Source organism: Rhizobium sp. BT-226 (assembly GCF_025847085.2).
Lineage (GTDB): Bacteria > Pseudomonadota > Alphaproteobacteria > Rhizobiales > Rhizobiaceae > Rhizobium > Rhizobium sophorae.
Genome location: NZ_JAOYTI010000005.1, coordinates 152,610 through 173,346, shown reverse-complemented (window position 1 = coordinate 173,346; position 20,737 = coordinate 152,610). Strand labels below are relative to the sequence as shown.

Below are 20,737 nucleotides of genomic sequence, written 5' to 3'. Positions count from 1 at the left end.
GTCTTTCCGTGAGTTTGGTTCTCAGCGAAAAATGTTCAACTTTCCGCAGGTCCGCAATCTTATGCGGTTTGCGGGTAGGGCTATCGACATTGGAGATAGAATGGCGCGAGACACGAGTGCGGCGATCAGCCTGAAGCATATCGAGGCCTATGACGCCATCGCGGCGACTGGCTCGACGATCGCCGCTTCCGTCGAGCTTGGGATCTCGCAATCGAACGCCAGCCGTTTGTTGCAGCAACTAGAAGACTATCTCGGCGTCCGGCTTTTCGACCGGGAAAAGAACCGGCTGCAACCGACCCGCGAGGGGCTGCAGCTCGGCCCGGAAATCCGTGCCATTTCCGACCGGCTACGCGCCTTGAAAACGGCGGCGATGGAGCTCGAGAGCGGTCGGTCGCGCGAGATCATGCTGCGGCTCGCCTTTCCCTCCAGTCTTTCCTCGACGCGCATTCCGAAGCTGCTGAAGAACTTTCTCGCGGCGAATGGTCCAATGCGCGTCGAAGTCGCGTCCGGCAGCTATCTGGCAATTGAACGGATGGTGGCCGACGGCGAGGCCGATCTCGGCTTCGCGCGTCTGCCGCTGATGAGCCCGGGATTGAAACAGGAGAAGATCCTGTCGTCGCGGGTCATTTGCGCCCTGCACAACGATCATCCCAAGGCCGGCAGCCGCCAATTGTCGGTCGCCGACCTGAAGGGGCAGGATCTGATCATGCTGAACAGGGAGCGACCGGTTCGTCACGAGCTTGAGGCGTTGTTCTACAAAGCCGGCATCCGCCAACGCCCCTTGCTCGAAGCGCATTCGGTGGCGAGTGCCTGCGCGCTGGCCGCTCAGGGGCTCGGCATTGCGCTGGTCGGCGAGATCATCGCCCGCGAATATGCGACGCTGCCGCTGCAGTTCATTCCGCTCGAACCGGAACTGCCGGTTGCCTACGCGCTGATCAGCGGAGAGAAATTTCCGATGCCCAAGGCCGCCAGCCTCTTCCTTCAAAGCATTTCGGACTGGGCATGATGACGCTGCTTGAACCGTCCCGGGGGATCGCGAACGCATGAATATCAAGCAACTGGAAGTCCTGCGCACGCTTCTGGCGACGGGGTCGACGATTGCCACGGCAAAGACGATGGGCCTCAGTCAGTCCGGCGTCAGCCGCCTCCTCCAGCAGCTCGAGGCGGACCTTTCAATGTCGCTTTTCGTGCGCGACAAGGGCCGTCTCATCCCCACCCCCGAGGCCCTGCTTCTTGCCCGTGATGCCGAGAACATCTTGCTCGCGGTCGATCGGATGTCGGGCCACGCGGAGGACTTAAGAAGCGGCGCCGCCGGCCCGGAGATCGTCCGCGTCGGCCTGCCGAGCAGCATGTGGGAGCATTTCGCGCCGGCAATGCTGGCCGATTACATCAGCGATTTCCCCGGTGTGCGGATCGAAACCTTCTTCGAGACGACGACCGCGATCAACAAGCTCGTCGAGCAGAGGGTGATCGATTTCGGCTTTCTGCGTATGGAGGGCGAGAGCGGACCGGGCATCGAGGTCGAGCGCGTCGCCACCGGCGAAAGTGTCTGCGTCGTTCCAAAGGATCATCCTCTTGCGAAACTGGAGGAAATCACGGTCAGGAATCTGCGCGACGTGCCCCTCATTCTGATTGGCCGCCAACGGCCGAACCGCATGGCGCTCGACCAGACCTTCCGGCGGGCCGGCGTCAAGCAGATCGTCAAGATCGAGACGCATACCAACAGTTCCGCCTGTTCCTACGTCGCGCATGGCCTTGGGGTCACGATCATCAGCAGCTTTTATGCGAATCTCTATCGCCACCTGCCGGTGGTTCACCGTCCTTTCGTGCCGCGCGCGACCCAGGAATTCGGATTGGCGAGGGCGGTGGGCACGCCACTCTCGATTGCCGCCCACGCTCTGAGCGATGCATTGAAGCGACAGATCCAGCTTTCTCAAAAAGACATTTAAAATCAGATTTTTAACCTGAGCACTTACGCCAACGCAGCCGTTTTGGTTGCGGTCGTATTCCGCATAGACGTATGACAGAATCGCATAATATTGCGGATATTTCCTCATTCGATCATAGTCTGCGGCAACGAAACCGATGGCGCCGGGCACTGTCCGTCGCCCATCGCGGGGAACAAAAATGCTGAAATTCGTTCTGAACCGTCTGTTGATGGCATTGCCGACGATCGTCCTCGTTTCGGTGACCGTCTTCACGCTGATCCGCTTCATACCCGGCGATCCGGCGGCACTGATGCTGGGTGATATGGCTGAGCCGGCTCAGATCGCGGCGATGCGCTCGGAACTCGGCCTCGACAAATCGCTGCCGCAACAGTTCCTGATCTGGACCGCCAATGTCGTGCAGGGTGATTTCGGCCGCTCGATCGTCAATGATGAGGCGGTTCTGCCGCTCGTCGCATCACGTTTTCTGGTCAGTGCCGAAGTCGTCGTCGTCGCCGTGCTTCTGGCGAGCCTCATCGCCGTGCCGGCCGGCGTCATCGCCGCCTGGCGGCAAAACAGTCTGACGGACCTGGCGCTGGTCGGCACGGCCACGATCCTGCTGTCGATCCCGACATTCTGGCTCGGCCTCCTGCTTCTGCTTTTCTTCGGCTTGAAACTCAGCTGGTTACCGGTCCTCGGCTATGTCTCGATCGGCAGCAACGTCACCGGCGGCCTGCTTTACCTCGTGCTGCCGATCATGACCCTGGTCATTCACGAGATGGGTGTGTTGATCCGCATGGCACGCGCCTCGACGCTGGAAGTGCTGCGTCTCGACTATATCACCCACGCCCGGGCCAAGGGGCTTTCCGAGAGCGCCGTCCTCTGGCGGCACGCCTTCAAGAATGCCTTCGGCCCGACCTGGACGGTCATCGGTCTGATCCTCGGCAATCTGCTCGGCGGCATTGCCGTCATCGAGACGGTCTTCACCATTCCGGGGCTCGGGCGACTGATGGTGGACAGTATTTTTGCCCGCGATTACCCCGTGATCCAGGGTTGCCTGCTGTTCGTCTCGCTCTCCTATGTGCTGGTCAATCTGGTCGTCGACCTGCTCTATCCCTTATTCGATCCGCGGGTAGTCGCCGAATGAAAAACGTCACCTTCAACGGCTTCATCGGCAGCATTCTGATTGCCGCATTGCTCGTCTCGGCTGCGATTGGCCTTTTCTGGACCCCCTATGATCCGATGAAGCTCGGCTTCACGGCACGGCTGGCGGCGCCAAGCAGCGCCCACTGGCTCGGAACCGACGAATTCGGCCGCGACGTGCTCAGCCGCCTGATCGTCGGCGCCCGGGCGAGCGTCTGGATCGGCACCTTGACGGTCACATTCGCAACGGTCTGCGGCACGCTGATCGGTCTCGTCAGTGGTTATGCCCGCGGTTGGGTCGATGCCGTCATCATGGCCGTCAACAATGCGCTTCTCGCCTTTCCAGGCATCCTTCTGGCGCTGGGGTTGCTCGCCGTCTTCGGCGCCAACCAATACGGCATCATCTTCGCGCTGGGCATTGCTTATTCTCCCTCCATGGCCCGCGTCGTCCGGGGCGCCGTCCTGTCGCTGCGCGAGCGGGAATTCATCGAGGCCTCCAAGGTGATGGGCAATGGCGAGCTTTACACCATGTTCCGCCATATCCTGCCCAATTGCGTCGCCCCGATCACCGTGCTAGCGACCTCGATGTTCGGCTGGGCGATCCTTTCGGAAAGCGCGCTCAGCTTTCTCGGCCTCGGCGTTCCGCCACCGGCGCCGACCTGGGGCAACATGCTGGCCGCCGGGCGACCATTCATCGAGCAGGCGGTCTGGCTGGGTCTTTTCCCGGGCCTGGCGATCGCCCTGACGCTCCTCGGCATCAATCTTCTGGGCGACGCTCTTCGGGACAAGCTTGATCCGCGGATGAGGGGGCTGAAATGACCAATAGAACGCTTTTGAATGTCCGCAACCTGTCGCTTCAGGTCACCGGGACCGGTGTGCAGGTCGTCAAGGAGGTCAGCTTCGACATCGCGCCGGGCGAGATCTTCGGCATCGTCGGAGAAAGCGGATCGGGCAAGACGCTGGCAACACGCGCCCTGATCTCGCTGCTGCCGGCGCCCATCAAGGTGATCGGCGGCTCCGTTACCTACAAGGGACGCGACGTGCTTTCCATGAACGGCGCGCAATTGCGCCAATTGCGTGGTGCGGAAATCGGTGTCGTCTTCCAGGAGCCGATGACCTCGCTCAATCCCTCGATGACCGTCGGCCGCCAACTCGAAGAAGGGTTGCAGCTGCATACGAAACTCTCGCAGGAGGAACGGCGCAGCCGGATCCTCGACATGCTGAACCGGGTCGGGATCCGCGATCCCGCCGGGGCGCTCACGTCCTACCCGCATGAATTCTCGGGCGGCATGCGCCAACGCATCATGCTGGCATCGGTGATGCTGCTGAAACCGGCGCTCTTGATCGCTGACGAGCCGACGACGGCGCTCGATGCCGTGATCCAGCGCGATGTCATGGAATTGATGGTGGGGTTGACGCAGGCGGAAGGCACCGCCGTGCTGCTGATCAGCCACGATCTGCCGATGGTTGCCCGCTACACCAACCGCATCGTCGTCATGGAAAAGGGCGCGATCGTCGAAGAAGGACGCACCGCCGATCTGCTCGACGCACCGCAGCGTGCCTATACGAAGAAACTGCTTTCCTCCCTGCCGTTCCGCGGAGAGACGCGGATGATCGACAAGACCAGGGCGCCGATGGTCTCAGCGCGGGATATCGTCGTCGACTATCCAGGCCGGCGGTCGCTGATGAAGAAGGCAAAGCCGAAACGGGCGCTGCATGGCGTCAGCATCGATATCCACGAGGGCGAAGTCGTGGCGCTGGTCGGCGGTTCGGGTTCCGGCAAAACCACGCTCGGCCGCACGATTGCCGGACTGGTCCGCGAGAACGAAGGCGATATCCGGTTCAAGGGACGCAGCCGCGACGACGACTGGATGGATTATCGGCTGAATTGCCAGATGGTGTTTCAGGATCCTTATTCCTCGCTCGATCCGCGCATGACCATCCTCGCGCTCGTGGAAGAAGCGTTGCGGCTCGTTCCCGATCTCGACGCTGCGGCAAAGCGCAAGCGCGCCCTGGAGACGCTGGAGGAAGTCGGCCTTGGGTCCGACTATGCCGGGCGCTACCCGCATGAGCTTTCGGGCGGCCAGCGTCAGCGCGTGGCGATTGCCCGCGCCATTACGCGCCGGCCGAAATTCCTGATCGCCGACGAACCGGTATCGGCGCTTGATGTGACGGTCCGAGCGCAGGTGCTCGAACTCCTGTCCGATCTGCAAAAACGCTACGGCTTTTCCTGCCTGTTCATCAGCCACGATCTCGGCGTGGTCGAACAGGTGGCCGATCGCGTCGTCGTCATGCAGGACGGCCGGATCATCGAGCAGGGCGACCGCGATACGGTTTTCGACAGCCCGAAGGAGGCCTATACGCAAAGGCTTCTCTCGGCCATCCCCGCTCTGGACCATAATGCTCAGGGCGGCGTGATCCTCAAATGGCGCCTGGAGAACTGACATGACGATGATTGAATCCGCAAAGCTCGCGGAGCGATTGAACGCGATCTGCGATGCCCAGCCTTTCGTGACCCGCTTCATGGTGCGTGCGCTTGGCAGCGGCGAAACGATCGGCAGGGGCGCGGACGAGGAAACCCCTTCCGCCAGCACCCGAAAGACCTCGATCATGATGGCGGCCTTGAAGGCCGCCCATGAAGGCCGCCTGGACCTGGACGAACGGATCACCTACGAAAAACGTTTCGCCGAGGAAGTGGCGAGCGGGATGTTTCGCTATCTGACGCCCGGTATCGTCATATCGCTACGCGATGCCATCACCGGCATGATGGTGCTGAGCGACAATGTCTGCACCAAGATGGTCTTCGAAAGGCTGACACTCGAAGAGGTAGACAGCTATTGCAAGTCGATCGGCATGACGGGCACCAACCATCGCTTCCTCATCCCTCCCTTGGCGCTGTCGCCCGATCATTCTTTGAAAGCCGTCACCACGACGACGGCGCGGGATCAGGTCTATCTGCTGCAAACCATCCTGGATGCGCAGGATTCGCGGGAAGCCGCGGACCGGCTCGGCTGCTCGCAGGCGCTCAGCGCCTATGCGCTTCAAACCCTGAAGAACCAGATCCTGCGTTATGCCATTCCCTCCCGGCTGCCATTCGGAGTGCTCGTCGCCCACAAGGGCGGCACGGGAAAGCGCGGCCGCATGAATGCCGGTATCGTCTATCGCGACGGTTCCCCCTTCTACATCATCGCCGTCTATACCGACGACGTGCCGCAGGAAATGCCGGACGGCACCCCCGGCTACACAGTCGCGCTTGAAACCATCGGCAGGCTTTCACGCGCCTGCTGGGATGAATTCCAATCCCAACCATCATAAAAAGAGGGTAGAACAATGCACAAACTTCTTCTTGCAGGCACCATGTTGATGGCGATGACCGGCGTGGTCGACGCCCGCGACATCGTCGTGGCTCAAAGTTCCGATCTGCGCAGCAACAATCCGGGCGTCAATCGCGACGGCAATACCGATGGCGTCATCCTGCATATCGTCGAGGGGCTCGTCGGCTATGCCAACAATGGCGAGGTCAAGCCGCTGCTGGCAAAGAGCTTCGAAGTCTCGGCCGATGGGCTGACCTACAGCTTCAAACTGCGTGACGACGTCAAATTCCACAACGGCAAGAAATTGACCGCCGATGACGTCGTGTGGAACTGGAACCGCTATCTCAAGCCTGAAACGAAATGGACCTGCCTTCCCGATTTCGACGGCAGTGGCCCCGTGCATGTTACCGGGGTCAAGGCAGTCGATACTTCGACCGTCACCATCACGCTGGAAAAGCCATCGGCGGTTTTCCTTGGCCTGATGTCTCGCCCCGAATGCGGTTACACCGGGATGATCTCCCCGGAATCGGTCGGCGCGGACGGAAGCTTCGTCAAGCCGATCGGCACCGGTCCTTTCAAATGGGATGAATGGAAGAAGGGCGAGTATATCCATCTCGCCAAGTTCGACGATTATATCTCGCCAGAGAACGACGGCAAGCCCGACGGCATGGTCGGCTCCAAACGCCCTCTCGTCGACGGCATCAAGTTCATGGTCATTCCCGATGCTTCGACCGTAAAGGCCGGCCTTCAGTCCGGCGTGCTCGATACCGCGGAGATTTCGCCGGATCTCATTCCCGAATTCAAGACGAGCGACACGATGCAACTGATCGTGGCCCGCAACAACGGCAAAAACCTCTTCTACGTCCAGACGCGCGACAAGGTTCTGAGCAATCCCGGCGTGCGCCGCGCCATGGCGATGACACTCGATCTCGACCAGCTCGTCGAGGCCGCCTCCAATGGCACCGGCGCAGCCAACGGCTCCATGGTTTCGCAAGACTCGCTCTATTTCGACGATGTCCAGAAGGAGCGTCTGCCCTACGACATCGAGGCCGCGAAAAAGGAGCTTGCGGCGGCCGGCTACAAGGGCGAGCCGATTACCATCATCGCCAACAAGCGCAGCAACGTGCCAAGCTTCCCGGCCGCGGTGATGGCGCAGGCCATGATGCAACAGGCAGGTCTCAATGTGCAGATCGAGGTGCTCGACTATGCGACGCAGGTCGATCGCCGCCGTTCCGGCAATTACCAGATCATCTCGCAATCGGTCGCGCCGCGGCTCGATCCGGCACTGATGTACGGCTTCTATGTCGGCAACAAGGACAAAAATGCTTCCTTGATGTGGGATGACCCGAAGGCCGTCGAGTTGATGAAGGCCGCCTATGCGGAGCCCGACCAGACGAAGCGTCAGGCGATCTTCGACGAGTTTCACACGCTGATGCTCAAGGAAATGCCGGGCATCTTCCTCTATGACATGGTCGATGTCTGGGGCGCGACCAAGAAGCTGAAGGGCCAGCCCGTCTGGCAATCGAATGCCCGTCTTTGGGAAATTTCGCTCGACAATTGAGCCTGAACTGCCGTGCCCGGATGGTTCGGGCGCCGCCATCCCGCTTCGACAGTCAATAAGAGATCCGGCAGGCCGCTCTGCCGGGTCCGGTGCAACACGTCCCTGTGGCGGCAGGGCAGACAGCGAGGAATACCATGAATCTTGACGCGATCAGCTCCATTGCCGCGACGATCGAAAAGATGAAGCCGGATTATATCGCTCTCAGCGACAGTATCTGGGATTTCGCGGAGTTGAAGTTCGAGGAGCGGCGCTCGTCGCAATTGCTGGCAAGGACGCTCGAGGAAAACGGCTTTGCCGTGCGCCGCGGCGTCGCAGCCATGGAAACGGCCTTCATCGGCGAATCCGGCAGCGGCAAGCCGGTGATTGCTTTCCTCGGCGAATTCGATGCGCTGGCCGGAATGAGCCAGGCCGCCGACCTGGCCGAGCCTCTTCCCGAGGCAGCGGGAGCAACCGGTCACGGTTGCGGGCACAATCTGCTTGGCGTCGGGTCGCTGATGGCGGCGGTTGCGCTTGCCCGCCACCTGAAGGAGAACAAGCTGCCCGGAACGGTGCGCTATTACGGCTGCCCGGGAGAGGAGGGCGGTTCCGGCAAAACCTTCATGGTTCGCGCCGGCGCATTCGATGACGTCGATGCCGCCCTGACCTGGCATCCGGCTCCGTTCAACGGTGTTCGCTCGACGAACAATCTTGCCGTTCTCGAATATTACTATCGCTTCAGGGGTGTCGCGGCACATGCTGCCAACAGCGCCCATCTCGGCCGCTCGGCGCTCGATGCGGTCGAACTCATGAATGTCGGCGTCAATTTCCTGCGTGAACACATGCCGCAGGATTGTCGCGTTCACTACGCGATCACCGACACAGGCGGCAGGGCCGCCAACGTCGTGCAGGCGAGCGCCGAAGTTCTCTATCTGATCAGGGCGCCTGACATGCCGCAGGCGCTTGAGCTTGCCGGGCGCGTCGAGAAGGTTGCACGAGGGGCCGCGATGATGACCGAAACCGAGGTCGAGATCGTGTTCGACACCGCTTCGACGAACCTTATTCCCAACATCACGCTTGAAACGGCGATGCACGAGAACATGGTCGCACTCGGGCCGATAGCCTTCGACGAGGCCGACATCGCCTTTGCCAGGAAAATCCAGGATACCTTCACGCCCGAAGCGATCAGGAGCAGCATCCGCCTCTATCAGATCAAGGGCGATGTGTTCTCCAATGCCAAGGTCGATGGCTCGACGCCCTTGCACACCGGTCTGCGCGATTTCGAGGGACAATCGCATTTCCGGGCCGGGTCGACCGATGTCGGCGATGTCAGCTGGGTGACACCGACCGCGCAATGCTGGGCGCCAGCCTGGGCAATCGGCACCAATCCCCATACCTGGCAGGTCGTCGCGCAGGGGAAAAGCCCGGCCGCGCACAAAGCCATGGCGCATGCGGCCAAAACGCTTGCGACAACGGGTCTCGCATTGATGTCGTCACCCGACCTCCTGGCAGCCGCGACGGCCGAATGGCGAGAAAAGACCAGCGGCAAAGCCTATGTGTGCCCGATACCCGACGATGTGATGCCTGCATCGGTTCATAGCCGGTAACCCTGCCCTGAGAACGCCGCGCCTAAAAGATGCTGCGGGGCGGGGAGGCATCCCCCGCCGTCTATCTGTCCCCATGGCTTGCGACCGGCCGATGAAATTGCTCGGTCGCAATGGCACCGAAATCGTAACGCAGCGTTTGGCTATTGCGGACCGCCGGCTTTGCGTCGTCTCCGGCTGACCATCATTCCGCCGACGATGAGAACAATTCCGGCCGCGTTCGCCCAAAACGACGTTGGAACGGCGCTGATATAATCAAACGCTACCCCTGTTACCATCTGGCCACCGATGATCAGCAGAGCCGAATTCACCGCACCTATTCGAGCAATGACCCAACTGCCCGCCGCCACGAAGATGACGCCGATGGGACCACCCAGATAGGCATACCAAGGCGCCTCGGCAGCACTCGCGGGAAGCAGACCTCCGACAACGAGACCAAGGCAGGTGAGGGCAGCAAAGCCTATGGCATGGTTCCAGAAGGATGCGATCAGCGGCGTGGTCGATATGCTCAACCGTCCATTGAGCTGACGACTGAGGCCGACGAGCACACCACCCAGGCAGGCCAGGAGAATGAACACTGTCACGCCGCACCTCGCCCAAACAGGATGATGAGCGCAGCCCCCGTGACGACCAAGCCGAGCGCTACGATGTCTTGTGTATCTGGACGCCGCTTTGGCAGACCGAACAGTCCCCAGCTGTCGGCCGCGACGCTGAAGGCGACCTGGCCTGCCAAACCCAAAGCCAAGGTGCCGGAGAGCCCGAGCGGCGAGTTGACTGCAGTCGAGGTCAGAATGACCGTTGACGCACCGGATATCCCACCGAAGTAAGCCCACCAAGGCGCATTGGGGGCTTTTTCCACCATCGGCGTGCGCCGGCGGTGGACCAACAGGAGAAGAATAACGGCTGCGATGATGCCTGTGCCGTGGGCGGTCCAAGATGAGAATAGGGGATTGCCATAGCGGGCCAACTCCCCGTTGAGGTGCACCATGAAAGTCAGGAGCCCGCCCGTGGCAAAAGCTCCGATGAAGTAGATGGGATGCGAATTACGTGCTTCGGTGGTCATTGCAGATCCCGTCAAAGAATCGATTGCGCCCGATATTTATCAGATTGCCACTACAGCGCCGCGTCTTTTAGACGCGCAAAGGACGCTGCAGCACTCGCCTTTACGAATGCGTCGACCATGTTCCTGATTAGGACGGTACGTCTCAGCGGATTTCCTGCCTGGCGTCAATCGTGGTCCGACAAACATCCTTTCCATTGACGAGCCCTTCCGGCCGATGGCTAATGGCCGGGTGTCGTCACTGCCTTGCAAGCATGGAGGATGCGATGCTGCTCAAGGGCGCACGAACGTTCGTGGTGCGGGATGCGGGAGGCTTCGTCGCACATGTCAACATGCCGGGCTGGTTGAAGCCGAAGCCGACCGATCACGGCCACGGCCCTCTCGCCATGGTCGTTGAATCCATTCTCGATCCTGGCCGCCTGATCGCCATGCACGAGCACCGGAACGATGAGATCATTTCCTGGGTGCCCGAAGGCGTCATGCGTCACGACGACAAGGCCGCGGGCCGACTGGTGATCGACCGCGATCATCTGATGGTGATGAATGCCGGAAAAAGCTTTTGGCATTCCGAAGAGACGCTGGCATCCGATCCGCCTCTGCGAATGCTGCAGATCCTCGTCCGCCCTTATGCGGTCGATCGCGAGCCGAAGATCCAGTACGGGCCGATGCCACCTGCCGCGGCAAACGTCTGGCGACACCTGGTCGGGCCGGAAGGAGAGGGCGCGCCCTTTTATGTCCGCAGCGCAATCGACTTCTTCGACATGCGGCTGGACGCAAGCGTACGGGTGGAATTCCCGCAGAAACAAGGCCGAGCCCTCTATTTCTATGTCTTTAGCGGTTCCGTTGTCGTCGATAAGCAGACGTTCGCCGAAGGCGAGCAGGGGCTGCATTTATCGGATGACAAGCTCGAAGTAGAGGCGCAGAGTGCAAGCACGTTGGTCGCGTTTCTGCTCGACCCGAACGCATCTATCACCAGGCAGGGGACTGTCGGCGACCACAAAAAGATCCCGCCGGCAATCATCATTCGCGCGTTCCTGCGATGGAAGAAATTTCGCCATATGTGGCGTCGTCATCTTTAGTATCGCCGCTCGAAGACGGAAAAGGCGATATGAATGGAACAAGGATGCCCCTAACGGGTTTCGAACCTTAGCGTTCAATAGGAGGAGCATTTCATGCCTACGGTTGCCGCCACACCCATCACCCCACCAGACCAGCATGTTGTAACAGCCCGCGAAGCCATCGAGCCGCTTTATGAGAAGCTCGAGCTTCAAACGGAATCGCTGGTCCTGTCTGCGGCGCTGGAAGCGGGATGGTCTTCGGATGAGGCAACCGAGGCGCTGGCGGCGCTTAGACTGCAGGATGCACTTTCCACCCTTGGACGAACGGACTGACCGAAAACTCCGAGAATAATCGACGTCTCCTGTCGGAGCGCCGGCTATCAGTTACCGAACGGTCTCGCGCGGCGTGCTGACTAGCACGGCGGCTACGGAGATATCGCGGCCGCTGGATGAAAGTCGAAACCTAACAAATCGACTATGGCTCATCGAATGAGGACGCTCTGACCGTCAACGTTTTCCCGGTGGGGTCTTGCTGGAATATCAGCCCACCTTTGGCTTTCGAGTGCCCCGGGACATAGTCCAGGACGGTCTCGACGTCTTCAATCACTGCACCTTGTTCTCGTATCTCGCCGTGGACGGTTACCTGCGACGCGGTTGCGCTTGAATCGTTTCTGATTTCGAAGAGGACCTGAAAGCCACCGTCGCGCTTTTCGGTTTGCAGCACGACCCCGACCAGATTCGGCGAAGAATCACGGTCCAACAATGCATCCTTGCCAATCCAAGCAATCACGCCAAGGACAATTACGGCCGAGACGACGCCAGTGGCCCATTCAATCCAATGCGGTTCGCCTGCTTCCACATTTTTGTTGTTGGAGGTTTTTGTCATGGTGCCTCACAGGATCAGTCGAGCTGCCGCCGCGCCAATGGCAGCGGGAAAGCTCAAAACGACAACGGCCATCAGGATTTGGGTAGACCCGATGTCATCGGTTCTGTGGAACGTCCAGAGGCAATAGGCACTGATCAGACCGGCAATCACGTAGCCCGGCAGGGTGAAACGAACGAAAGCGTGCCAGCCTGGCGTACCCTCGGCGAGATCGTGGCTCCCCTTAAAAGAAAGGGCGTAGACGAACCCATGCATGACTGCCAGCGAGGCGGCGATCATGATCAGGCCATGCCACGGCGTCATCTTGTACGAAAGCAAGACCATTTCCTCGGTGGGCGCGACGTTAAGGCTGAGGAACAAGGCGCCGACCGCCATCAGGAATAGTTCACCGGCGTAGCTCGTTTCCCGTTCGTGGACTGGGTCATCACTATCGTTTTGCTTGGCATCGTCGCCATCGTCCGATTGTCCGCCGAGCTGGCTCCGACCTAGCATCGCGCCGATGCTGGCAGGTATGGCCTGGATCGCGATCATTCCGGTTATCTCATGCAGGGATTGATCGTGTTTCAGAACCCCCATGGCGATGAGGATCAGTGCACTGCCCAGAATTCCAAGGCCGTAGGCAATGCTTGCGTCACGCATCGCTTGTCGCCAGGTCCATGTCCGCTCAAATCCGACCCGGTCCGAGAGAATAACAAGAAGGGGAATATTGACGATCAACAAGAGAAACAGGCGGCTGCGGTCCATGTAGAAGCCGAGTTCCCACATTTCCATGGTCATGAACATGGGCAGAGCGAAAAGCAATGCTCCAGCAATACCGCGCGCGATACCTGAAAAAAATCTGCTGCTATTGAAATCCTGGCGCGTGGTCGCGGCACTCAAGTTTGATCCCCCTAAATGAAAAAGTCCCACCACCTGTAAACCGATGCCGCGGCATTCAAAACGCAAGCGCTCGCTGCAGAAGCGCAGGTTGGACGCACGAGCACCAGAGCCGCCGAAGTCAAAACCGTCATGGACATCAAGGTTGACATGACTTTTCTCAATTGCTTCTTAGTTCTGAGATCCTGGCAGTTCCGACCGTACCTGCGAAAGTTTTGGTGTCGACACGGTTCGATATCGTGCCTCGACCAAATTATAGATACCGAACGCAGCCAAGCCGATAGCCACGACGAGGTAGAGAACAGCTCCGAAAGGAAGCTGTCTCACGAAGGCCAAGGCATCGCTTATGCTTCCCGCCTGGCCCGGATCGATGGTGAAGGCCGCATAGCAAAAGAAGATGCCGACGATCACGAAAACGATCCCGCGGGAAACAAGCCCATAGACGCAAACCAATAACAGAGGTCGGCTTTGACCGAGCGTGAGATATCGCTCAAATCGTCGCGTGACACCTTTCAGCGCGGTAACAGCACCACCAACGACGAGCCCGAGACCAATCGCACCAGTTAGGAATCGACCAAACGGTTGCGACATGGCCCAGGCTGCTACGCCCTTTTCTCCGCCGTCGCCACCGGATCCAAATCCAAGGGCGTCCTGAAAGGCGTATATCGCCAACCCCATGTACGTCACGGCGCTCCCGAGAAGGGCGGCACGGATCAGGTAGCTTTTGACACTGAGGTCATGGTTGTCTGCGTTCGCGATGGACTGGGCAAGCCGCCATGCTACAAAGCCGAGTAGCCCGAGCCCTATCAACCCCAGCCACACCCGGCCCAATGGCTGTTCCAAGACAGCGTCGAACGCTGATTTGGTATCGGCCTTTCCGCCGCCGAAGCTCGAAAATACTGCCAGCGCAGCAACGAGCAAAAATACAATACCTCGAGCGCTATATCCGGCCCGCGCAAGCCATTCAAATTTCGACCTGGTCATCTCTGGTTCCCCCGCCGCGCTTTTTAACGAGCGCCCAGCAAAACAGTTCCGACTTCTCCGCGATGAATGTCTTCAACGAGGCAAGCGCCTCAAACTTTCATCGCGATTTTGATTGGTCGGACGCCCACCGGAATTTCCCAATGCAACGAGATTACGAGCAGCGCGAACGAGCCTGCAAATTCGAGAGGACGAAGGTCGCCCGGATGGTCGCCACGAGAAACAGTATCAAGCGACGGAGCAGAAGTGTGCTGAAGTCACAAACACCGGCAAGGGATCAGGGGAGCGTGACGTCCTACAACGTGCTGTCCATGCAGAAACGCGGCTAAATCTTTGCCAGTTCCATAAGATAGATTACGCCACTTTTACAATCATAAATTTCTTATTTATTAATGCGGCTGAGCGTCGCCATATAATTTTGGACTGTGGTCACGCATTTTTGGACTGTGCACCCATAATTTTGGATTCGCGCACTCGCCTGCTCGAAGGCGCCAGCAGGCCGCCGCTTCAAATAGCGCCTGGGCGTCGCTCGCCTCTGAACGCTACTGACAAATCCCACGAAATGGATAGGCGCAGAACTGTCTTGGCGTACTCTGGGATCGGGACCTCGTTACCATCCTCGTCATGGTGCCAGATACCATGCTCCATCAAGCTATAGTCGTAATCCTCTCCATCAATTCGGGCGACTTGCTCGGAATATTCATCGACGCTTTCGTAGACGCCGGTTGGCTGCATTTGCCGCAGTTCGAGGAGGAGGAAGGATTCGATAGGCGCCTTCTCGATATACTCGAACCTCAGCGCCCGCGGTGCCGTCTCAAGCAGACCGCTCTCACCCAGAATGAATAAAAGCTTTTTGCCGTCGTCATGAACGTCGACGCCATCGAAAGGTGGATGACCGTTTGGCGGCAGGAACGAATAATTACCATCCATGAAAGGCCGAAGGACTTCGGCGCAGTCTTAGGGATCCGTCCAGGTCCTCGACATCGGCGGCGAAGATCCGAAGGCAACGTGGATGGCGTCGTTCCAGATGACGTCGAGGCGCTGCTGGTATTCAATCCGTTGCTTTTCGAACTCGTCCATCTCCAATCTCCTTTTTCACGCACGGTAGGACGAAAGGTGGCTCGCCTAAAGCGAAACCTTCAACCTTCACGCGATCACAAACGAACCATTGACGGACCGCGTGCTGGAACCTCATAGAAACCTTGGAGACGGAACGCGTTGGGCCCTTTCCGCATCGTCCCCTGCCCTCCTGAAACGCCGTCCGCAGCTCGCTCCACAATGGATTCGGGAACGCCCACTTCTCCGCATAGGGCCGCCATCCGAAGAAGAACCGAGCTTCATCCGACATCTCGTCCCGTATGGATTCAATTTCTTCGACAACGGCCGTAACCTCGCGAAGTCTCGACATCCGGTGAAGGTCGTCCTGCGCCGACGACAGTCCTCGTCCGCGTCGATGTACTCCTGATCGACGAACTGGAAGACCAGCGCGGCGGCGAGGCCGTTCCGGTAGGCGACGTGCCGGAGGTCGTCGAGGATTCGGTCGGCGGCCGCCCGGTCGAAGCGCTGACGGGGCTTAGAGAAGCGTATGGCCTGCGGCGGCGAGCAGTTCGTCGGCGCGGGCCTTGTCTGAGGTCTTGATCAGCAGGTTGTCGGTATCGAAGGTCGACACGGCGAAGATGCCGATATTGCTTTCCGACAGCGGCCGGATGACCGAGAGCAGTATGCCCGCCTCGTTGAAGGCAAACGGCCCCTGGAATTTGTAGCACGACCAGCCGCCGTCATGCTTGATGTCGGCCGGCACGCGTTCTGCGCGGCAGACGATCGACAGTTCTTCGTCGCTGCGGCCGATGCTTACAAAACCTTCCCCATCTGCCCAGGCGGGAATGGCCGCGTCAGGCGCGAGCCGGGCAATGGCATAGGAGCCTTCGAGTTCCCTGATCGTGATGCGTGGTGCCATGCTCGTCTCCCTCATCTATCCGGAGGTTACCAGATAAAACTAAGGCGACAAGGCTGACGCCCCATCAACGACAGCATCAGCCCGAAGGCCGCGGCGATAAGCACGGAAACCACCCGGCCCCTTTTCTCTCCATTATCCGTGAAGCCGCTGTCTGATCTTCAGGCGCGTCTTCGGCGTCGGCAGGTCCGTTTTTTTCGTCAGGTCGCAGGCCGTCGGCGATCTCCTGACCGGTTAGATGCCCGCGCCCGATCAGCTCGAGCCACAGGCCTTCGAGCGAGGCCGATGGGATTCGATGATGTTCCTCGCGCGAGCGAGCTGCAGCCACCCTGCCACCGACTCTGGGATGTCCGCCGGGGCGTCCTATGCCGACCAACCGATCGCGCCCCTTGACCCATTAGAGAACGGTATCGGCGCAATGCCGCCGATCGTTATGAGCGTCTTCCGAGACGCTTGAGACACACAATGAAACACCACGCAGTGCCGAGTATTGTTCTGGAGTGGTAGCGATTTTGGCGCGCCGGACGAGATTCGAACCTACTGTCTGGTTCGAATGTAAACTCATGTCTGCTTTACTGGCCCGCTCCCGAGCCGAACCTCCGCCCTCGCGGCAATGGCCGCCTCCCACCCACCCAGTCCTTCGACGCTCATTTCGGCCGTTCTGCGGCCCATATGCCTGAACCAGCGGGACGCGCCATAAGGCGACCTTCATGGCGCTCTCTCAAAGCTACCCTTCGCGCAACGGCTCGGGTCGGACCTATAGCTGACCTTTGGCGAGCGGTTTGGAGACGTTGTCATTGCCAGCCGCCTACGCCTCGTCCGCGATCCATTCGAGCGAGGCGCCATGCGGGTCGGTCCAAGCGACAGGGAAGCCGTTCACAGATAGGAGGAAGCGGCCTGGCGGCCGGCTTTTTCCGGCGCACGTGGCAATGCGCGGGAATACGCGAGGGAACTCGTTCGATATCCAATACGGAGAGAGACGCATCGCCTGCTCAGCGAAAGCCTCTCTGTCTGCGGGGTCGGAAACATAGTCGAGGACGGCTGTGTGAAAGACGACGAGGGTGGCATCCTTTGGAGCTTCGCTGCAGAGCCGCACTAAGTCGCTCCCGCGCAGGTCGCCCTTCAGCACTTGGGGCTTGACCGTGGCAGCGATCTTTACGGCCGCCCGCAGATTGGCGAGCCGCGCCGTCTGCTCTGGCCAGACCAGCGTCTCAAGCCATGCGACTTGCGAGGGGTTCGAAGCATCGATCGGGCTAAGGTCCAGTCCTGCCCGCCAGACTACCTGCGGTGCGGCCGGAGGCATCGGCGTTGTCTCACTGGCGGAACATCGGAAGACAGGCGGCTCCACGACCATCGCGGGTGCGCGGATCGCCTTACGCCCGTAATCGTAGCTGTAGAGGTCGGGCATGAGGCAGAGGCCTGCGGAAGTCCCGACCTCCAGGAGGGCCAGCGGCTGCGGCAAGCGCGCCAATACGGGGAGTAATGTGGCGCACCTTCCCGGCTCGTTGGTTTGCGTCGAGCGCTCGAGCATTAGCGAACGGATAGCGCCGGGATTAGCCTGAAGCGCCTGGCGAAACTCGTTCCATCCTGTCGGCGTGCCGAACAGGTGACGCACCGCGGCGAGCAGAAGGTTCGGTTGCCGCTTCACGTCCGGGAGGGTCGAGAGGAAGCCGAGTGTTTCCCGGTCCCCAGCGACCGCACGAGCCAACTCCTCGTATAGCGGCGACCGACCGTGAGCCTCCGTATCGGCGAAGCGAATATATCGGGCTGAGATTTCGGCCAATCCCTCCTCGCCCATATCCGCTGATCTCCAATCCCGACGTCTCGTCACCGTACACGATCCAGGGATTAAATTGGAGCCAGGCGCGGCGTTTTTACACAAGTTCGACCCATTCCGGTCGTCAAGACGGGGGTGTTACGCTTATGCGGGTAGCCCAATGCCTCGTCACCTCCGGCTGCCCTCGAGGCTTTTCGACCATCGTCGCCCGCGCGAATCTTTAGACCTAAGGTGGCGAATGCTATCCAGAATCCACGGCACCCGCTACCCGCGCCATCGGTTGCAAACTGTGGACAGCATCGAACGGATCCAGAACAAGCGCTTGGCACACACCACCTCTCGGTTGAAGCCGATGTGTGGGAGGGTCAAATACCGTTTGGTGATCGCAGCTCGTAGAGCACGTGATGACGCAATGGATGCCCCTCGGCGAAATTGGGATGATTGAACTCACCGATCCGGTTCATCCCTAACCGTCTCATCAAACCCCAGGAATTGCTGTTTGCGGGCACCGTGAAGCTGACGATGCGGTCAAGCTTCAGCGTCTTGAATGCAAAGTCGAGAGACCGTTCTGCGGCCTCGCGTGCATATCCGGCGCCGTGCCGCGAGGCTGAAAGCCGCCAACCGATTTCGACTGCCGGGGCAAACGGCAAAGCCGGCGAAACGTTGTTGAGGCCGCACATGCCGATCAACGCGCCGCTTGCCTTCTCCTCCAGCGCCCACAGCCCCCAGCCATGATCCTCGAAGTGCCGGTCGATGCGGTCGAGCATCGCATCCGACTGTTCGTCGGTCAGAGGATTGAGATATCTGACGACGTCGGGCTCGGCATTGATCGCAGCGAAGGGTTTGCGATCCTGCTGCCGCCAAGGTCTCAAAATCAGACGTTCGCTTTCGAGCTTCATCGTCACTGCGCTCTAGCTCCTACCAGAGCGTCATGTGACGGTTGACATCCTTGTAGAGCAGGTAGCGGAAACGGCCGGGGCCACCGGCGTAACATGCCTGCGGGCAGAAAGAGCGCAGCCACATGAAGTCGCCGGCCTCGACCTCGACCCAATCCTGGTTCAGCCGATAGACGGCCTTGCCTTCCAGCACATAGAGACCATGCTCCATGACATGGGTTTCCATGAAGGGGATCACGGCGCCCGGCTCCAAAGTCACGATATTCACGTGCATGTCGTATCGGACATCGGCCGGATCGATGAACCGGGTCGTCCCCCAGCGTCCATCGGTATCAGGCATCGCCGAGATGGGGTGCTGGTCCTCATGCGTGAAGATCGCCGGTGGTGGCTCCAGCCCCTCGACCTCCTGAAAGGCTTTTCGTATCCAGTGGAATTTTGCCGCCGTCGAACCGCCGTTTTTCAGGCCCCAGACCGAACCCGCCGGAATATAGGCGAACGAACCGGAGCGCAGCGCATGACTGACGCCATCGAGTTCCACCGTCACCTCGCCGTCGACGACAAACAGGACCGCTTCGGCCCGTTTATCGGGCTCCGGCCGATCGCTTCCACCGCCGGGCTCAACCTCCATCACATATTGCGAGAAGGTCTCGGAGAAACCGGAGAGCGGCCGGGAGAGAACCCATGCCCGTGTCCCCGTCCAATGCGGAAGGACGCTGGTGACGATGTCGGTCATGACGCTGCGCGGGATGACCGCGTAGGCCGTGGTGAAAACGGCTTTGCTGGAAAGCAGCTCGGTTTGCGGCGGCAATCCGCCGAGTTTCGAATAATAATCTCTGTTCATCGGTCCAGGCTTCGCGGCATTTGGTATGCATCTGCTTTATGCGCCGCTCATCGTCCAGGCAACTCTTAATTCGGACCGTGAAAATCGATAGGGAGCCGCCCGGCCGCGTTTCCGTCAGAACTCGACTTCCAGTTCGACGATCTCGTCCGGCTCGACCATCGCGCCTTCGGTCCATTCGCCCATCAGTGGCCAGGACAACACCGTCTCGACATAGGCTGCAAGCCGCGGTTCGAGCTCCACCGCATAGGTGCGGAAGCGGGTGCAGACCGGCGCGTACATCGCATCGGCTACGGTCGGTGTGGTGCCGAACAGCCAGGGCCCACCACTTGCCTCGAGGCATTCGGTCCAGATCGCCTTGACGCGCTCGACATCGGGCCGCGCGCCCGAGAATATCTTGAAGCTTGCATGCCGCGCCTTGAGGTTCATCGGCAGTGCCGAGCGCAGGTTATGGAAACCCGAATGCATCTCGCCCGAGACCGACCGGCAGCGGGCCCGCGCTGCGCGCTCGGAGGGCCAGAGCCCGGCGTCCGGCACCACCTCGTGGAGATATTCGGCAATCGCCAGCGTGTCCCACACCGTCACGTCGTCATGGGTCAGCCTCGGCACCAGAACCGACGGCGAGAGCAGCAGGAGTTCCTGGCGCGCCTCGTCATCCATCTCCACAAGCACCTCGGCGAAGTCCAGCCCCGCCATCCGGCACAGCAGCCAGCCGCGCAGAGACCATGAGGAGTAGTTCTTTGAGGAAATCGTCAGTGCAGCTTGCGACATCGGGCTCGTATCCTTGTCGGACAATGTTGCTTCTTCCTCGATAATCTTCTCGCATGGCAGGACATATTCAACTAGCTTTTTTTGCACCGCCGCATCGATGCGGCAGTGCGGGAGATTTCG

The 20,737-nt window shown here is 60.0% G+C and carries 22 protein-coding genes; 10 read left to right on the top strand and 12 right to left on the bottom strand.

All coding sequences use genetic code 11. From position 1 onward, the window contains the following. Window positions 1-31: 31 nt before the first annotated feature. The 8 genes from OIU37_RS27880 (at window position 32) to OIU37_RS27845 (ending at window position 9,526) form a co-directional block, all read left to right on the top strand. Window positions 32-1,006, top strand: a complete 975-nt coding sequence (locus tag OIU37_RS27880; protein ID WP_264259298.1) for a LysR family transcriptional regulator — start codon at window positions 32-34, stop codon at window positions 1,004-1,006. A gap of 37 nt (window positions 1,007-1,043) precedes the next feature. Next, entirely contained in the window at window positions 1,044-1,949 is a 906-nt protein-coding gene (locus tag OIU37_RS27875; RefSeq protein WP_138389628.1) for a LysR family transcriptional regulator, read from the top strand. 178 nt (window positions 1,950-2,127) lie between these two features. Further along, window positions 2,128-3,072, top strand: a complete 945-nt coding sequence (locus OIU37_RS27870; RefSeq protein WP_018448627.1) for an ABC transporter permease — start codon at window positions 2,128-2,130, stop codon at window positions 3,070-3,072. Continuing rightward, window positions 3,069-3,887, top strand: coding sequence for an ABC transporter permease (locus OIU37_RS27865; protein ID WP_180696755.1), 819 nt, complete (start codon window positions 3,069-3,071; stop codon window positions 3,885-3,887). The genes OIU37_RS27870 and OIU37_RS27865 overlap by 4 nt, the downstream gene beginning before the upstream one ends. Then, complete coding sequence (locus OIU37_RS27860; RefSeq protein ID WP_264259297.1) at window positions 3,884-5,512, top strand: ABC transporter ATP-binding protein; 1,629 nt, start codon at window positions 3,884-3,886, stop codon at window positions 5,510-5,512. The genes OIU37_RS27865 and OIU37_RS27860 overlap by 4 nt, the downstream gene beginning before the upstream one ends. A 1-nt stretch (window position 5,513) precedes the next feature. Continuing rightward, complete coding sequence (locus OIU37_RS27855; protein ID WP_264259296.1) at window positions 5,514-6,383, top strand: class A beta-lactamase-related serine hydrolase; 870 nt, start codon at window positions 5,514-5,516, stop codon at window positions 6,381-6,383. A gap of 15 nt (window positions 6,384-6,398) precedes the next feature. Further along, on the top strand, window positions 6,399-7,943 hold the full coding sequence (locus OIU37_RS27850; RefSeq protein ID WP_264259295.1) for an ABC transporter substrate-binding protein: 1,545 nt from the start codon (window positions 6,399-6,401) through the stop codon (window positions 7,941-7,943). A 134-nt stretch (window positions 7,944-8,077) separates the two neighbouring features. Further along, window positions 8,078-9,526: a M20 family metallopeptidase gene (locus tag OIU37_RS27845; RefSeq protein WP_264259294.1), complete on the top strand. Its 1,449-nt coding sequence runs from the start codon at window positions 8,078-8,080 to the stop codon at window positions 9,524-9,526. Window positions 9,527-9,666: 140 nt separating this feature from the next. Here OIU37_RS27845 and OIU37_RS27840 read toward each other — a convergent pair whose 3' ends face one another. Both OIU37_RS27840 and OIU37_RS27835 read right to left on the bottom strand, forming a co-directional pair. After that, the gene (locus tag OIU37_RS27840; protein WP_264259293.1) at window positions 9,667-10,107 is read right to left on the bottom strand and encodes a DMT family transporter; all 441 of its coding nucleotides are present in this window, start codon (window positions 10,105-10,107) and stop codon (window positions 9,667-9,669) included. Then, window positions 10,104-10,586, bottom strand: a complete 483-nt coding sequence (locus tag OIU37_RS27835) for a DMT family transporter (protein WP_264259292.1) — start codon at window positions 10,584-10,586, stop codon at window positions 10,104-10,106. The genes OIU37_RS27840 and OIU37_RS27835 overlap by 4 nt, the downstream gene beginning before the upstream one ends. 263 nt (window positions 10,587-10,849) lie before the next feature. Here OIU37_RS27835 and OIU37_RS27830 point away from each other — a divergent pair, with 263 nt between their 5' ends. Both OIU37_RS27830 and OIU37_RS27825 read left to right on the top strand, forming a co-directional pair. Next, window positions 10,850-11,662 (top strand): pirin family protein, encoded by an 813-nt coding sequence (locus tag OIU37_RS27830; protein ID WP_264259291.1) that lies wholly within the window; start codon window positions 10,850-10,852, stop codon window positions 11,660-11,662. Between the two features lie 93 nt (window positions 11,663-11,755). Then, window positions 11,756-11,974, top strand: coding sequence for a hypothetical protein (locus OIU37_RS27825; protein WP_018483477.1), 219 nt, complete (start codon window positions 11,756-11,758; stop codon window positions 11,972-11,974). Between the two features lie 142 nt (window positions 11,975-12,116). Here the strand turns inward: OIU37_RS27825 and OIU37_RS27820 are convergent, their stop codons facing one another. The 10 genes from OIU37_RS27820 to OIU37_RS27775 all read right to left on the bottom strand — a co-directional run bounded on the left by OIU37_RS27820 (window position 12,117) and on the right by OIU37_RS27775 (window position 20,617). After that, a complete protein-coding gene (locus tag OIU37_RS27820) occupies window positions 12,117-12,527 on the bottom strand; it encodes a TIGR02588 family protein (RefSeq protein ID WP_094088621.1) in 411 nt (136 codons plus the stop codon). A 6-nt stretch (window positions 12,528-12,533) separates the two neighbouring features. Continuing rightward, window positions 12,534-13,403, bottom strand: a complete 870-nt coding sequence (locus OIU37_RS27815; protein WP_180696749.1) for a TIGR02587 family membrane protein — start codon at window positions 13,401-13,403, stop codon at window positions 12,534-12,536. Between the two features lie 168 nt (window positions 13,404-13,571). Beyond that, on the bottom strand, window positions 13,572-14,384 hold the full coding sequence (locus OIU37_RS27810; protein ID WP_180696748.1) for a DUF1206 domain-containing protein: 813 nt from the start codon (window positions 14,382-14,384) through the stop codon (window positions 13,572-13,574). Window positions 14,385-14,888: 504 nt separating this feature from the next. Next, window positions 14,889-15,311: a hypothetical protein gene (locus OIU37_RS27805; RefSeq protein ID WP_180696747.1), complete on the bottom strand. Its 423-nt coding sequence runs from the start codon at window positions 15,309-15,311 to the stop codon at window positions 14,889-14,891. A 27-nt stretch (window positions 15,312-15,338) separates the two neighbouring features. After that, on the bottom strand, window positions 15,339-15,461 hold the full coding sequence (locus tag OIU37_RS27800) for a hypothetical protein (protein WP_264259290.1): 123 nt from the start codon (window positions 15,459-15,461) through the stop codon (window positions 15,339-15,341). Window positions 15,462-15,954: 493 nt separating this feature from the next. Continuing rightward, window positions 15,955-16,338, bottom strand: a complete 384-nt coding sequence (locus OIU37_RS27795) for an ACT domain-containing protein (RefSeq protein ID WP_180696746.1) — start codon at window positions 16,336-16,338, stop codon at window positions 15,955-15,957. A gap of 805 nt (window positions 16,339-17,143) precedes the next feature. Continuing rightward, entirely contained in the window at window positions 17,144-18,133 is a 990-nt protein-coding gene (locus OIU37_RS27790) for a DUF2332 domain-containing protein (protein WP_264259289.1), read from the bottom strand. Window positions 18,134-18,477: 344 nt separating this feature from the next. Next, a complete protein-coding gene (locus tag OIU37_RS27785; RefSeq protein WP_171605070.1) occupies window positions 18,478-19,011 on the bottom strand; it encodes a GNAT family N-acetyltransferase in 534 nt (177 codons plus the stop codon). A gap of 19 nt (window positions 19,012-19,030) precedes the next feature. After that, window positions 19,031-19,849 (bottom strand): bifunctional allantoicase/(S)-ureidoglycine aminohydrolase, encoded by an 819-nt coding sequence (locus OIU37_RS27780; RefSeq protein WP_171604840.1) that lies wholly within the window; start codon window positions 19,847-19,849, stop codon window positions 19,031-19,033. Window positions 19,850-19,963: 114 nt separating this feature from the next. After that, window positions 19,964-20,617: a glutathione S-transferase gene (locus OIU37_RS27775; protein WP_171604839.1), complete on the bottom strand. Its 654-nt coding sequence runs from the start codon at window positions 20,615-20,617 to the stop codon at window positions 19,964-19,966. Window positions 20,618-20,737 lie beyond the last annotated feature (120 nt).